This is a genomic window from Nostoc sp., from assembly GCF_036917675.1.
Classification (GTDB): Bacteria; Cyanobacteriota; Cyanobacteriia; order Cyanobacteriales; family Nostocaceae; genus Nostoc.
Genome location: NZ_JBALCT010000074.1, coordinates 144,240 through 157,209 on the forward strand (window position 1 = coordinate 144,240; position 12,970 = coordinate 157,209).

The 12,970-nt window shown below is 41.5% G+C and carries 12 protein-coding genes; 5 read left to right on the top strand and 7 right to left on the bottom strand.

Annotated features, from left to right (window positions below):
• Nucleotides 1–46: 46 nt before the first annotated feature.
• The 3 genes from V7K31_RS30215 to V7K31_RS30225 form a co-directional block, all read right to left on the bottom strand.
• Complete coding sequence (locus tag V7K31_RS30215; RefSeq protein WP_335100005.1) at nt 47–2,491, bottom strand: single-stranded-DNA-specific exonuclease RecJ; 2,445 nt, start codon at nt 2,489–2,491, stop codon at nt 47–49.
• Between the two features lie 542 nt (nt 2,492–3,033).
• Nucleotides 3,034–3,675, bottom strand: coding sequence for a GNAT family N-acetyltransferase (locus tag V7K31_RS30220; protein WP_335100008.1), 642 nt, complete (start codon nt 3,673–3,675; stop codon nt 3,034–3,036).
• A 63-nt stretch (nt 3,676–3,738) separates the two neighbouring features.
• Nucleotides 3,739–4,551: a PD-(D/E)XK nuclease family protein gene (locus tag V7K31_RS30225; protein WP_335100010.1), complete on the bottom strand. Its 813-nt coding sequence runs from the start codon at nt 4,549–4,551 to the stop codon at nt 3,739–3,741.
• Nucleotides 4,552–4,894: 343 nt separating this feature from the next.
• Between V7K31_RS30225 and V7K31_RS30230 the strand changes: the two genes are divergently transcribed.
• Nucleotides 4,895–6,109: an RNA-guided endonuclease InsQ/TnpB family protein gene (locus tag V7K31_RS30230; RefSeq protein WP_335100013.1), complete on the top strand. Its 1,215-nt coding sequence runs from the start codon at nt 4,895–4,897 to the stop codon at nt 6,107–6,109.
• 397 nt (nt 6,110–6,506) lie between these two features.
• On the opposite strand, the gene V7K31_RS30235 is transcribed toward V7K31_RS30230, so the two are convergent.
• Both V7K31_RS30235 and def read right to left on the bottom strand, forming a co-directional pair.
• Nucleotides 6,507–6,710: a hypothetical protein gene (locus tag V7K31_RS30235; protein ID WP_334830677.1), complete on the bottom strand. Its 204-nt coding sequence runs from the start codon at nt 6,708–6,710 to the stop codon at nt 6,507–6,509.
• Between the two features lie 10 nt (nt 6,711–6,720).
• Nucleotides 6,721–7,284, bottom strand: coding sequence for a peptide deformylase (gene def, locus V7K31_RS30240; RefSeq protein ID WP_334830678.1), 564 nt, complete (start codon nt 7,282–7,284; stop codon nt 6,721–6,723).
• 126 nt (nt 7,285–7,410) lie between these two features.
• On the opposite strand from def, the gene V7K31_RS30245 reads away from it, so the two are divergent.
• The 4 genes from V7K31_RS30245 (at nt 7,411) to V7K31_RS30260 (ending at nt 11,331) form a co-directional block, all read left to right on the top strand.
• Entirely contained in the window at nt 7,411–8,310 is a 900-nt protein-coding gene (locus tag V7K31_RS30245) for a cell division protein FtsX (RefSeq protein ID WP_335100015.1), read from the top strand.
• A gap of 38 nt (nt 8,311–8,348) precedes the next feature.
• Nucleotides 8,349–9,164 (top strand): DUF3598 family protein, encoded by an 816-nt coding sequence (locus tag V7K31_RS30250; RefSeq protein WP_335100016.1) that lies wholly within the window; start codon nt 8,349–8,351, stop codon nt 9,162–9,164.
• Between the two features lie 336 nt (nt 9,165–9,500).
• Nucleotides 9,501–9,734 (top strand): Nif11-like leader peptide family natural product precursor, encoded by a 234-nt coding sequence (locus tag V7K31_RS30255; protein ID WP_335100019.1) that lies wholly within the window; start codon nt 9,501–9,503, stop codon nt 9,732–9,734.
• Between the two features lie 502 nt (nt 9,735–10,236).
• Nucleotides 10,237–11,331, top strand: coding sequence for a nucleotidyltransferase domain-containing protein (locus tag V7K31_RS30260; RefSeq protein ID WP_335100022.1), 1,095 nt, complete (start codon nt 10,237–10,239; stop codon nt 11,329–11,331).
• 60 nt (nt 11,332–11,391) lie between these two features.
• Here V7K31_RS30260 and V7K31_RS30265 read toward each other — a convergent pair whose 3' ends face one another.
• The gene (locus tag V7K31_RS30265) at nt 11,392–11,688 is read right to left on the bottom strand and encodes a hypothetical protein (protein WP_335100024.1); all 297 of its coding nucleotides are present in this window, start codon (nt 11,686–11,688) and stop codon (nt 11,392–11,394) included.
• 120 nt (nt 11,689–11,808) lie between these two features.
• Nucleotides 11,809–12,933 carry a magnesium chelatase ATPase subunit I gene (gene bchI, locus V7K31_RS30270; protein WP_335100026.1) on the bottom strand — a complete coding sequence of 375 codons (1,125 nt, stop codon included), beginning with the start codon at nt 12,931–12,933 and terminating at the stop codon, nt 11,809–11,811.
• Between the last annotated feature and the right edge of the window lie 37 nt (nt 12,934–12,970).

Here is a 12,970-nt window from a genome sequence, read left to right on the forward strand (position 1 = left end):
TTGTGTGTACACCGTAGCTCCCCTTGCTCTAAAGGGGCTGTTTTTGTTAGGTCTGTATTTGACTCAACCCGGAAGCGCTATAATTGTCATCGCTTGCGATCGCCACAATAGTAGATAAAGGTACTTCGGCAAAATACTGTCGCTGAAATTGTTCTTCTCGGACAGCAGCTGAAAATCGCGCAACTGCTGCCTCACCAAAGTTTTCTGCATTATCGCTTGGATGCCAGGTAAATTCTAAATAACGGTCTTGTCGTTTGACTGTGAACCCTAAATTTTTTAAAGCTTTGATTCCTACAAGTAAGGTTTGGTCGCTGATGCCGATTTTCTCTAAAAGTTGGACGCGGGTAACTAGTTGATTTGTGCGACTGAGATATTTGGCAATTCCGACAAGAGTCAGCCAAATTTGATTGGGTGGTTGATGGTTGGGTTTAGACCAAGCGATCGCTAATTGTTGCTGATTGTCAAGCCCAAACGTAGAGCGGCTTGTTGTTAGACATCGCCGCAACCACGCGCGTAAATCATCCCAATTTGTGGGACAATCTTCGATAATCAGTGCTGAGTCCTGAGTCCTGATTCCTGAGTGTTCCTGATTTCGTAAGTCTAAGATGAGTGGTGAATTCCGAGTGGTGAGTGCTGAGTTAACACTAGAACGCACCGCAATTAATCTGATTTCATAACGTTTTTTGAAGGTGTTGTAGTCTAGTTCTGCTATGCAATCACACCTTCCTATGGGTAATTCATCTTTATAGTGTCCCCACCATATACCAGGAAAAACACTTCTGCTGGAATCATCCCGAATGTCAAACTCGGTTTTAATATACTGTACCTTTTTCCCTTGCCAATCCTGCTGATTGCGATGCCAAGAATTTTCAAACCAGCAGTTTTGAATTAGCAATTTCGGAACAGGGTTCCCCATTCCACAAGGTTCTAGCAGTTTCAGTTCCAAAAATAACTCTTTCCCCAAGTCTGCTACTGTTAGCGTCAAGTCTGCTTGCACTGTTGGGGTTAGGGTTGTACTACCTAAAGATTGTCGCAACTGCTGATTAATCGCAGCTGTAAATAAAGGAATGTTCTCCACTAACAAACTCAAACCTGCTGCAAAGGGATGTCCCCCAAAGCGATGTAACAAATGTGCTTGGCTTTTCACCAGTTGGTATAAATCGACGCAATTCACCGAACGGGCGGAACCACGGGCTAATGGGAGTGCTGGGTGCTGAATTCTGAGTTCTGAGTTAGAAGATAAAGGAGTAATTTCTCCCCCTGCTCCCCCTGCTTCCTCTGCTCCTTCTGTACTCAACAAAATAGTCGGGCGACCTGTTTCTTGTGCTATCTGTCCAGCGACTAAGCCCAATACACCCGCAGGCCATTGGGCATCTTCTAGGACTATGACGCTAGTGGTTGATAAGTCTAATTGAGTAAGTTTTTGTGCTACTTGCGCTTGCACATCTTTTTGTAAAGATTTGCGGCGGGTGTTTGCGAGTTCTGTAACTTCGGCTAGTTCGTTGCAACGTTTGGCATCTCGGCTGGTTAATAATTCAACGCAAAAACTAGCATCACCTTGGATGCGGCTGACGGCGTTAATTCTTGGCCCCAAACCAAAGGAAATATCTGTGGGGCGATCGCCATTTTTCTGGCACAATTCTAATAATCGCCCTACCCCCGGACGCCGACGCGCTGCTGCTGGCTGTTGAAAATCTGCTTGCAGTCGTTGAATTCCCAACTGCGCCAAATAGCGACAATCTCCGCTTAACTGCACCAAGTCGGCAATTAATCCTACTGCTACTAAATCTAATAAATCTTCTAATGGATGTTTTGCAACATTAGGCAGACTTTGATATAATGCCTCCACCAACTTATAAGCTACCGCCACCCCAGAAAGATGAAACAGCTGATGTTCCCTTGGTAAATAGCGGGGATTAATAATCGCTGCGACGGGTGGGCGTTCGGCGGGTAAGGTGTGATGGTCTGTAACTATTACATCTATGCCTAATTGTTTAGCATAGATAATTTCCTCAATGTTTGTGCTACCTGTATCGCAAGTAACGATTAATTTACAATCTTGTTTTGCTAAGTTATCAATCCCTTGATTATTAAGTCCGTGGGATTCTTTCAGGCGATTGGGAATGTAGTAAATTAACTGAGTATTTTGTTTGAAAAATTGCCCCAATCCATCCCAAAGTACAGATGTGGCGGTAATCCCATCAGCATCAAAGTCTCCCCAGATGGCAATTTTTTCTTTGGCGTTATATGCTTGTTGCAACCGTGTGATCGCTAGCTGCATTTCTTGCCCAAACTCAAAGGGACTTGCTGGTTGATAAGCTTTATAGTTAATAAAAGCTGTTAATTGTTGGTGTTCTTTAATTCCCCGTTGCCACAACAATTGTGCTGCATATATTCCACTTGATGTCGGTGTATGCTGTTTCACCGCTTCGATGAACCACTCCGGGGGTTGTTCGGTTGCTGCTATAGTCCACTGCTGTTGTTCTGCCATATAAAAAAAGTTAGGAGTGAGAAGTAGAGACGCGATTAATCGCGTCTGTGAGAAGTTAAAAATTGAAAACTGAAAAGTTAGAGGCTATTTATAAACAAAATATTAAGTAGGGTGTGTTATTCCATTTTTTTATGAGGCTGCGCTAAATTTTCTTTCTTTGTGTCCTTTGCGGTTCATTTCTCATATAGTCGCACTGACCGATATCCCGCCCAGAACTGAAGTTCCGGGCTGATAGCTGAAGTCCACTCAAGTGGACTGAAATTTTCCCTTTTAGATATGATAGTCCTCTACATAGCTGAAAATTTTGTATTTAGTCCTCTTAGGAGGACGTTAGCTATTAGCCTTGGAATTTATTCCGAGACGGAATGGCAACGAAGCGGAAGATTAAAAAAAATGTTGAATTCCAAGCCTTAAAAAGGAGTGAATTAGAGCATTTTATAAATGGTCTCTTAATAATTTTAACAGACGCGATGAGTCGCGTCTCTACTCCCCACTCCTGTACAGACGCGATTCATCGCGTCTCTTCTAACTCCTAAATTTTCTTAAATCGGAGATTGATCCTCGGTTGTTTGAGATTCATTTACTAGAGGATTGAGGACTACTTCATTAGCAGCGCTATCAGGTTTACGGGCACGAATTGCTGGACGCGATCGCTTATAACCTGCTCTTTCAGCTTTTTGATGTTCATAATCAATCAATCTGCCATAATATTCGTGCTTGCTTAAATTCATCGATAAGAAAATATGCTGGCGGATATTACCAAAACCTTTGCGGTTAAAAAACTTTAATGCTGAAGTATTGGTAGGATCAGTGTCTACCAGCATAAACCGCGCCCCATCTTCAATCATCCGGGCGACGACTTTATCAACCAACTTATCTGCAACTCCGCGACGCTGATATTTCGGACTAACTCCCAGCCATAAAATGTAACCGTAAGTCCAGGATGCTTTGGTGATGATGGTTCCCAAAATGAATCCGGCTAATTCTCCGTCTGTTTCGGCCACAAGACAGTATTCTGGATCGGTGTTGTAAAGTCCAATCACCTCCCATTCGTCCCAGGTGCGGTATAAATAAGGATATAAATCGCTGGTAAATAACCCTTCTCCCAAGTGGTAAATGGGAGCAATGTCATCAATTCCTAATTCGCGGACATAAATGGCTTCAGTTTCGTCAAAGTTTGACATAACTTGACATAAATTTAGAAGTTGTAATTTCTTTATACCCTTATTGGACTTGACAAACATCCTCTAATGTATAGGGTTGAGTGAGACTTCTTGAATGCTGTCAAAATTTGGCAATGAGTCTTTCACTGCTTCTTCAGTAGCTTGTGTGCGATGGCATCGTTTGGCAAACTGACAATAATCACAGGTTTTGCTACCCTCCACCACTTGGGGAAACTGCTGGTTATGTTGGTAATTTTCCAGCCAATTAGTTAACTGGCTTAATAGTTGATTAAGTTTCTTTGCTGTTTGTGTGTGTTGAGCAGGATTGTAATTAAATTTAATATTTTGCGGTTTACCCTCAGATTGGACAAACCAGTAAGTCATGGAAATCTTTTCTGGTAAATAGTCGCTAGTTTCTGCCAATACATACAGATAAAGCCGTGTTTGCCAATTGGATTCTAACTTGCGTTGATTGGGTGGTTTAGGATAAGTTTTCCAGTCGAGAATTTGCGCTTGTTGGTTATCTGCAATCAATAAATCATAGACAACCGTCAGCAAATAGTCCTGAACTTGCAGAGTGCGGAAGTGTTCACTTTCACGGAAAGTTTGATGATCAGATGCAGCCGTTAAAATTTCTGGGGCTGCATCAGCAAAAGCTAGCATCCAGCTTTGCAGTTTAGCATCTGCTTGCAGGAAACTATCAATTGGCAAACCCATTTCTCGCTGCTGCATTAGCAAGTGAAAGCGACTACCCAAAGTTTGCCGTTCTTCTTGTTCGGGGTTTGAGGGCGAATTGAGTTGTTCTAAGTACGTATGTTGGAATTTACGCGGACAAGCTTCTAGTAAGTTCAGTTGTCCTTGAGAAAGTCGTAGTAGTTGAGTGGGAGTTGACAGCATTCTTCTATTTTAGCTAATTCCAAAAGAAGCCTCTCGCTCTATCTTTCTTCAGATGAGTGATGAGATGAATTTTGGGGCAATGACAAAGCATCCCCGACCAATGTTGATCACGGCTCAACGAGAAAGTGGGATGCTTGAGGAATTGCCTATCTCTATGTTTGGCAATGAGTCAATCAATTCTTCTAGTACTTGGGTCATGCTTTTATCAACATGAATAGCATATAAACGAATTTTGTTTAATCTGCGTTCGGAGATTCTAATTTTCAACTGTTTATTTTTCACCAAGTTCACCCAATGAGTACACATTAATGTTATCCTAAGTGTAACAAGGAGGTGATTAAAAGTGTTGAAAGCAATTAAGGTAAGACTATATCCAACAACTGAACAAAAAACAGCATTATTTAAATCTTTTGGATGCGCTAGATGGTATTGGAACTATGCCTTAAATGCTTGTATTCAACACGCTAGACAAACTGCTAAATCATTGCCCCTGAAAATCTACAAGGGATTATTACCTGCATTAAAAGTAGAATATCCTTGGTTAAAACAAGACTGCTATTCGTCGGTTTTGCAGTGCGTAGCTATTAATCTAGACAAGGCTTATAAAAACTTTTTTGATGGACGGGCTAAGTTTCCTAAGTTCAAATCAAAATTTGATAAGCAGTCTATTCAGTATCCGCAAAGCGTCACGCTTATAGATAATAAGTTAAAAATTCCTAAGATTGGTGAAGTAAAAGCAGTATTTCACAGATTAGTTGAGGGAATAATTAAAACTGTCACTATTAGCAAAACCGCTACTGACAAGTACTTTGCTTCAATTCTAGTTGAGGTAGAATCCACTCTCCATGAATCGGGTGGAGATAGAATACTTGGTATTGATTTGGGACTAAAAGACTTTGCAATTGTCCATGATGGTGAAAAAGTTACCAAGCATTCCAATCCTAAGCATCTGAAACGTCACCAGAAAAATCTAGCTCGGAAGCAGAAAAAGTTTGCTCGTAAAATTAAAGGGAGTAATTCTAGAAATAAATTCAAAAAACTTGTAGCGAAGGTTCACGAAAGAGTATCAAATTCCCGCCAGGATTTTTTGCATAAACTCAGTAGAAAACTGGTAAACGAAAGCCAAGTTATTGTCGTTGAAAATCTCAATGTCAAGGGAATGGTACGAAACCGGAAGCTAGCAAAAAGTATATCCGATGTGGGCTGGGGAATGTTTGTCAATTTCCTTGATTACAAGTTGAATGACATTGATGGACAACTTATAGAAATAGGTCGATTTTTCCCTAGTTCCAAAACCTGTTCCTGCTGTGGTCATATTCTTGACGTGTTACCACTTGATATCAGAGAGTGGGATTGCCCCAAGTGCGAAACTCATCATGATCGGGACGACAACGCAAGCCAGAACATCAGAACAGAAGGCATTCGGATATTAAATAATGACGGAGGGAACCCCGTCATTGCTGGAAAGAGGCGGAGTAAGACCAATAAACCTCTTGGTAGAAAGGCATCTGTCGATGAAGCCAGAAGCCCGCACTTACCCGAAGGGAAGTGTGGGTAGTTCACAATTGATATCATGTCCGCTTAATTACTTATTAAACCCAAAAAACCCCTCCCCGCTTGTGAAGCTAAGGTGTACACACAACTTATCCGATTACCCAAAAGTCCTCTAAAACCTCACCCTGTCCTATCTTTAATCCCTCTCCTTAATAAGGAGAGGGACAGGTTTTACTACGTAAAACCAGGGTGAGGTATCTCAGGAGCTATAAGATTAACCGTAAATTGCGTCACCAAAGACTTGTGTATACACCGTAGGCTTGCGGGGAGGGGTTTAACCGCAGCCCAGTTATTGACGCTAAAAGCTTTAGGGGCAGTGGAAGATGGAGAGCAAAAATAAAAGGTAAAAGGATAAACTTTGTGTTTCTTTCATCCTTTTACCTTTTTTATGTACCTGATGCTTATTTCATGTTAGCCCTTGCATCCTTAACTGCGGCAAAGAAAAATAATCCGGTGAGTGGAATGCTCAATACCAGGATAATCGCCGTGGCTGGGACACCAAAATCTGGTTGTCCGTAACTGAGTTCAAAAATCGAACCTACGGCTGCGATCGCACTTACACAAGAACCACCCAGAAATAAACCGCTTTTTGGAGTTAAATACACTACTAGCCCCCTATGCTATTGGTTTCACCGCTTGATACGAGAAGCCATTCTTAGATAGCTCCTGGATTAAAGTCAAGGAGTTTTCTACACGGTCTACAAATACCACGCCGTTGAGGTGATCCATCTCGTGCTGAATGCAGCGTCCCAGGAGGTCATTAGCCTTTAATGTCCGGGGACGACCGTACTCGTCTTTATAGGCAATTTCCACGACTTCGGGGCGCTTCACATTTAGGTATACATTGGGAATACTCAAGCATCCTTCTTCGGCAACAGAGATGTCGCGGCTGACTTGTTTAATGGTGGGGTTAATCAACACCAAAGGCTGATTAGCTGCGTTCTCTGGTTCGAGATCGATGACAATTAGTTGTTTGTGAATTCCCACTTGGGGTGCAGCCAAACCAATGCCATCTTTGCTGTACATAGTTTGCAGCATTTCGCGCACCAGTTGGCGGAGTTCGTTATCTACTTTAGAAATCCGCTTTGCAGCTTGACGCAGCACGCGATCGCCTAAATAATGAAGCTCCAAAGGTGGATTTTTTAACTTTTTTTTCTCTACAGCAATTTCAGAGGGCATGAGTCTCAATGGCTAGATGGTGAAATTCGTACTATCTTAATTCTATCAAGCCGGGGAGTAGGGAGTGGGGAGTGCTGAATTATGAATTACGAATTACGAATTACGAATTACTTATTGGGGTGATGTGTGTTTAAATCTCTCACGAAACTTGACTATCTGCTCAAAGAAACTTTCCTCGGTTTATTGCGGGGAGGTTGGATGAATTGGGCAGCTATAAGTACTGTGACGGTGTTACTGTTTTTATTCGGCTTGAGTTTGCAAAGCTCTTGGCAAGTCGAAAAACTCCTGTATCAGTTTGGTAGTCAGCTAGAAGTATCAGTTTATCTGCAACCGGATACGCAAATCGAAAGCATTCAGCCAATGATCGCAAAAATGCCAGAAGTGGCGGCGATACAAACTATTACCAAAGAGGAAGCCTGGACTAAGTTAGTTAAGGAAATGAGAATTTCTGATATTGAGGGGGCTACCCAGCAGCTAGGTGAGAATCCTCTAGTTGATGAGATGAAGGTGAAAGCCCGTAATTCTCAAGTTGTATCAACCTTAGCAACGCAGTTGGCTAAGTTACCAGGAGTTGAGACGGTGCAGTATGTCGATGAAGCAGTTAAACGCATTGCCCAGTTGCACCAAGGTTTGAACTGGATTACTTTAACAATTACGATTATTCTGACTTTAAGTGCGATCGCAGTCACTAATACCACAATTCGGCTGATTGTCATGGCGCGACACCAGGAAATTGAAATTATGCAACTAGTGGGAGCAACTTCTGCTTGGATTTACCTACCGTTTATTTTACAAGGAATTACCTTTGGCTTAGTTGGTGGTGCGATCGCTTGGAGTTTCATTTCTGTGATTCAAGAGTTTGTCGGGAAGTTGCTAGTCAATCAACCTGAATTTATCCAAGTCATCACCAACAGAGTGCAACTCACTCCAGTAGAAATTTTATTATTGCCCCTGATTCTTTTGAGTTTCGGCGCAGCTGTAGGATTAATGGGGAGCTTATTTGCTGTACGGCGTTTTGCTAGATGATAGTCATTAGTTATATATAAGCCAAGGACAAAAGAACTATGACATCTCAGTGGGAATGCTTTCTGCAAAATCTCGGTGTTTGGGAAGGTTCATTCACCCAATTCTCACCCCAAGGTACACTTATAGAAGATATTCCTAGCCGCCTGACTCTAGAAGGTTTAAACAATAACCAGACAGTGCGCCTAACTCTGAGCCGTTCGGGACAAGATGTGAAAAGAGAATTTAGTTCTGTGGGAGGGGGTTTGCTGTTTTTTAAAAATGGTTCATTTTCTGAAGGTTTAATTCAGCTAGGGCCATTTTCCGAATTCGGTGCAGAACTTGCTTTGGTTCATGAAAATCGCCGATTGCGTCTGGTACAAATATTTGATAAAAACGGTCAACTAAACACATTCATCTTGATTCGAGAACATTTAACTGGAACCGAAGCAGCAGAACGTCCAACTTTGCAGCTAGATGATTTGTTGGGAGAATGGCGTGGTGAAGCAGTGACAATATATCCAGATTGGCGTTCGCCTGATACTTACTCTACAACTTTGAAATTACAACTTGATGATACTGGGCGATTAATTCAAAGTACTTCTTTTGGCGATCGTACAATTACCTCAATTGCTACGATCAAAGATCGGATCATTCTCTTTGACCAAGATCCCCAAAAGCAAGTCCAAGTATTACTTTTACCAGATGGCGCTTCTGCAACTTCTCCTCTCAAGGTGCAGTTACGTCAACCCTTATTTCTGGAAGTGGGTTGGTTAATTCAACCAAACCTGCGCCAACGGATGATTCGCAGCTACAACGAGAAAGGCGAATGGGTTAGTCTGACATTAGTTACTGAAGAAAGGGTAGGAAACTGTTAGTACAACTTACCTCTAGTAAGGAAACTTTAAATTCTCTCAATAAATAGTTCTTATGTACTATATGTATCCATTTAATTGCGGTGTGAGAGTTCTGGGTGCAGAATTTAGGATTTAACTAAATATTGCAACTATCTTAGGGCTGAATTTTACAAAAAAGTAATAGCAGTATTAGCCTAAAAGTTATATTTTTTTTCAAAATCAACACATTTTTCTTCTTTGTTTTAAGATCAAACTAATATGATGCTTAATCGAGACATTGTTTACAGAAGTTAGTGAATCCCCAGGAGTTAAATTACTACATTCAAACCTGATATTTTAAACACGAGGTAGATTATTATGACACAGCAAAATGCTGCCCGACTTTTCCAAGCCGTAAAACAAGATCAAGCATTACAGGAAAGACTCAAAGTAACAGCTGATCCAGAAGCTTTCATCAAGATTGCTCAAGAGCGTGGCTATGACTTCACCGCCCAAGAACTGGACAGTGAGATCAGCAAATTGTCTGAAGAAGATTTAGCCACCATTGTTAATCCAGGATGGGGAACTAGACGCCATATAAATCCTAGATAATTCGTGTTCTAGGAAACCGAAAGTATAGGAACAACTGAATTAACAAGTTTTGCCCCTCAAAGGGATATCGTTGCATGATCTCCTTTAGGGGCATTCCTGTTAAACCAGGGCTATTTCATTCTCATCTAGCCCGCCTCAGAATGAATTCTGAGTCTAATAGCGAAAGTCGTCTAAAGACGACTGAGACAAAGTTATAGTCCGTTTTACGGACTATAACTATAAGCCCGGAACTTTAGTTCTGGGCGGTTTATGTTTAGAACGAAATAGCCCTGCCTGTTAAACTAAGAGGATCTTTTAAAAGTCGTAAAGTATAATAAAAACCCCGCTTCCATTCCTCTCCCCGAAAGGTCAAGAGGCTTTGAAACCGCCATTCCCTCATAGGGAAGGGGGGCTAGGGGGGTTAGGTTCTTGATGCTTTGATGTTAGCAATAATACTTTTAAAATATCCTCTCCCCACCTGCTTAACTCATGAGTTAGGATGACTATATTTTAATCAGGTGATATGAAAAGAATAGAAGTTGAGCAAAGAACTATTTTAATTGGTTTGGCAGGTAGCCACGGCTATGGCTTAAATCGTCCTGATTCCGACTTTGATTATCGGGGAGTATTTATTGCACCCAAAAGGTATTACTTGGGATTTGACCATATTGAACAAAAAGATGCTGGTTGGGATGAACCAGGAATATTTCCATTCCTAGATAGCAACAAAGACACAGTTATATATGAATTAAGAAAAATCCTTCAGTTATTAGCGGGTGCGAATCCCAATGTTTTAGAATTGTTGTGGTTAAATAACTATCCTTTTTTAAACGCGGTAGGAGAGCATTTAATTAATCATAAACAGTTATTTTTGAGCAAGAAGGTAAAACATACTTACACTGGTTATGCCTTTGCCCAAATCAAAAAGATGGAAACTCATCGTAAATGGTTGTTAAAGCCACCGCACAAAAAACCAATACCATCTGACTTCGCCATAGAAGATGAAGCACCTCTAGGCAAAGATGAGCTAAATGCTTTTTTGGAGTATCTTTATAACTTAATTAGAGGACGGATTGAATTTTTGGAAGAAGCGGAACAATTATACCAATTGCTGACAGCAGATATTGATTTTAAAGGAGTGTTAAAACAATATACTTTACCCGATGAAACTTTGGAATATACCCAAAAGTTAACTAATAGCCGTAAAGATTTTATCCGCCTGCTTCAGAAAAGCCAAAGCTATCAAATAGCTTTAAGAGAATGGAAGGCTTACTTATCTTGGCAGGAAAATAGAAATCCGGCTAGGGCAGAAATGGAAAGAAAGTCGGGTTTTGACCTCAAACATGGGATGCACTGCATTAGATTGTTACGCAGTGGAGTAGAAATATTGCGTCAAGGTGAAGTGATTGTAGATAGGAGAATAACTGGCGATGTTGAGGATTTAAAAGCTATTTTAAAGGGTGAGTATTCTTATGAGCAGGTGATGAAAATGGCAGAAGATTTGGTCGCCGAAATGGAAATTGTTTATGAACAATCTGCCCTACCTCACAAACCTGATTTGGAGCAAATTAATGAATTGTGTATGGAATTGGTGGAAATGCAAAAATGGAGTCATTAGTCATTAGTAATTAGTCATTGGCTGTGAACAAAGGACAAAAGACAAATAGCAAATGACTAACTAGAGAGTGTACATTAAGTCAGCAAAGCCATAAATGCTGATGACGAGCAATAGAGATGCTGTTATTTGGGTAATTTTGGTCTGGGGTGAGGGCGCGATCGCTTCCCGCACTAAGATGGAAATAGATGCCCCAACTACTAAGCTCAAGCCTAAAATTAAATATGGTCTGTCGGGTAAAATACTGGATATTGTCAACATTGCGATCGCTAATAAGAGCATCAATAATTCTACAAATCTGGGCGGGTTATATTGGCTAGATAGAATAAAGCTGTTGAACCAAAAAGACCAAAATCTCATAGTCAGTGTTGAATGTTGAATGTTGAGTTAAGAGTGCTGAGTTAGACTCTGCCAATTTTGGATTTTGAATTTTGGATTTTTTCCTCAATCCAAAATCCCAAATCTAAAATCCAAAATTAATTAACCCCTAGCCCCTAATTTTTGACCTGTGCCGTTTTGTTGTGTAGTATCACTTTCTGGTAGTTCGATGCCAAAGACGCGGCTAAAAACTTTGGCGACTTTGTAACCAGAATCAATCGATTCTAAAGGGTCTTTCCGCAGTCTGTGACGCAAGCATAGCGTAATTACGCGATGGATATCATCAACTGTAACTTCAGTGCGTCCTTCATAAGCTGTTAAGGCTTTGGCAGCACGGTTACTAACGATGTCACCCCGCAAACCATCTACATCCAGTTCTGAGCAGACTTCAGAAATTTTTACCCGTAGATCATAGTCAATTTTCACTTCTGGCAAAAGCTGTTGAGCATTGACAATTTGCTCTTGCAATGCTTCCTGCTGGGGTTTGTAGTTTTCGAGAAATACTGGCGGATTTTGGTCAAAATCTGCCCGTTGTTCCACGATTTGCACCCGCAAGGCTGGTTCTTTGACTGTGTGAATTTCTGCGTGCATCCCAAAGCGATCCAGCAGTTGGGGGCGTAGTTCGCCTTCTTCGGGGTTTCCAGAACCCACAAGAACGAAACGCGCTGGATGACGGATAGAAATACCTTCCCGTTCTACAGTGTTCCATCCACTGGCAGCCGAGTCGAGTAGCACGTCTACAAGGTGGTCATCTAGTAAGTTGACTTCATCCACATAAAGAATGCCCCGATTAGCCTTTGCCAGCAGTCCCGGTTCAAAGGCTTTGACGCCTTCAGATAAAGCTTTCTCGATGTCGATTGTGCCACAAACTCGGTCTTCTGTAGCTCCTAGCGGCAGGTCTACCATTTGGACTTTTTTCTGAGTTACAGGAATTTCGGCCCCTTGTTCTAACAGTTGGCGGACTTCATCGCTCATCAAGTCGGGGTCGCTAGGATCACTACTGAAGGGGTCATTGGCAACCACAGAAATTTCTGGCAGCAGATCCGCCAGCGCCCGGATAGTTGTGGATTTCCCAGTGCCGCGATCGCCCATAATCATTACACCACCAATTTTGGGGTCAATCACGTTCAATAGCAGCGCCAGTTTCATTTCTTCCTGGCCCACAATTGCCGTAAAAGGAAATACTATGCGACGCACACTTGCCGTGGATTGAGCAGTTGGACTCACTAAATTACCTTAACAATATTTTTCTTATTACAATTCT

Coding starts and splice junctions, on each gene's coding strand:
- V7K31_RS30250 (WP_335100016.1), top strand. CDS start 8,349: ATGACATCTCAGTGGGAATGCTTTCTGCAAAATCTCGGTGTTTGGGAA.
- V7K31_RS30225 (WP_335100010.1), bottom strand. CDS start 4,551: ATGCTGTCAACTCCCACTCAACTACTACGACTTTCTCAAGGACAACTG.
- V7K31_RS30265 (WP_335100024.1), bottom strand. CDS start 11,688: ATGAGATTTTGGTCTTTTTGGTTCAACAGCTTTATTCTATCTAGCCAA.
- def (WP_334830678.1), bottom strand. CDS start 7,284: ATGCCCTCTGAAATTGCTGTAGAGAAAAAAAAGTTAAAAAATCCACCT.
- V7K31_RS30255 (WP_335100019.1), top strand. CDS start 9,501: ATGACACAGCAAAATGCTGCCCGACTTTTCCAAGCCGTAAAACAAGAT.
- V7K31_RS30215 (WP_335100005.1), bottom strand. CDS start 2,491: ATGGCAGAACAACAGCAGTGGACTATAGCAGCAACCGAACAACCCCCG.
- V7K31_RS30260 (WP_335100022.1), top strand. CDS start 10,237: ATGAAAAGAATAGAAGTTGAGCAAAGAACTATTTTAATTGGTTTGGCA.
- V7K31_RS30220 (WP_335100008.1), bottom strand. CDS start 3,675: ATGTCAAACTTTGACGAAACTGAAGCCATTTATGTCCGCGAATTAGGA.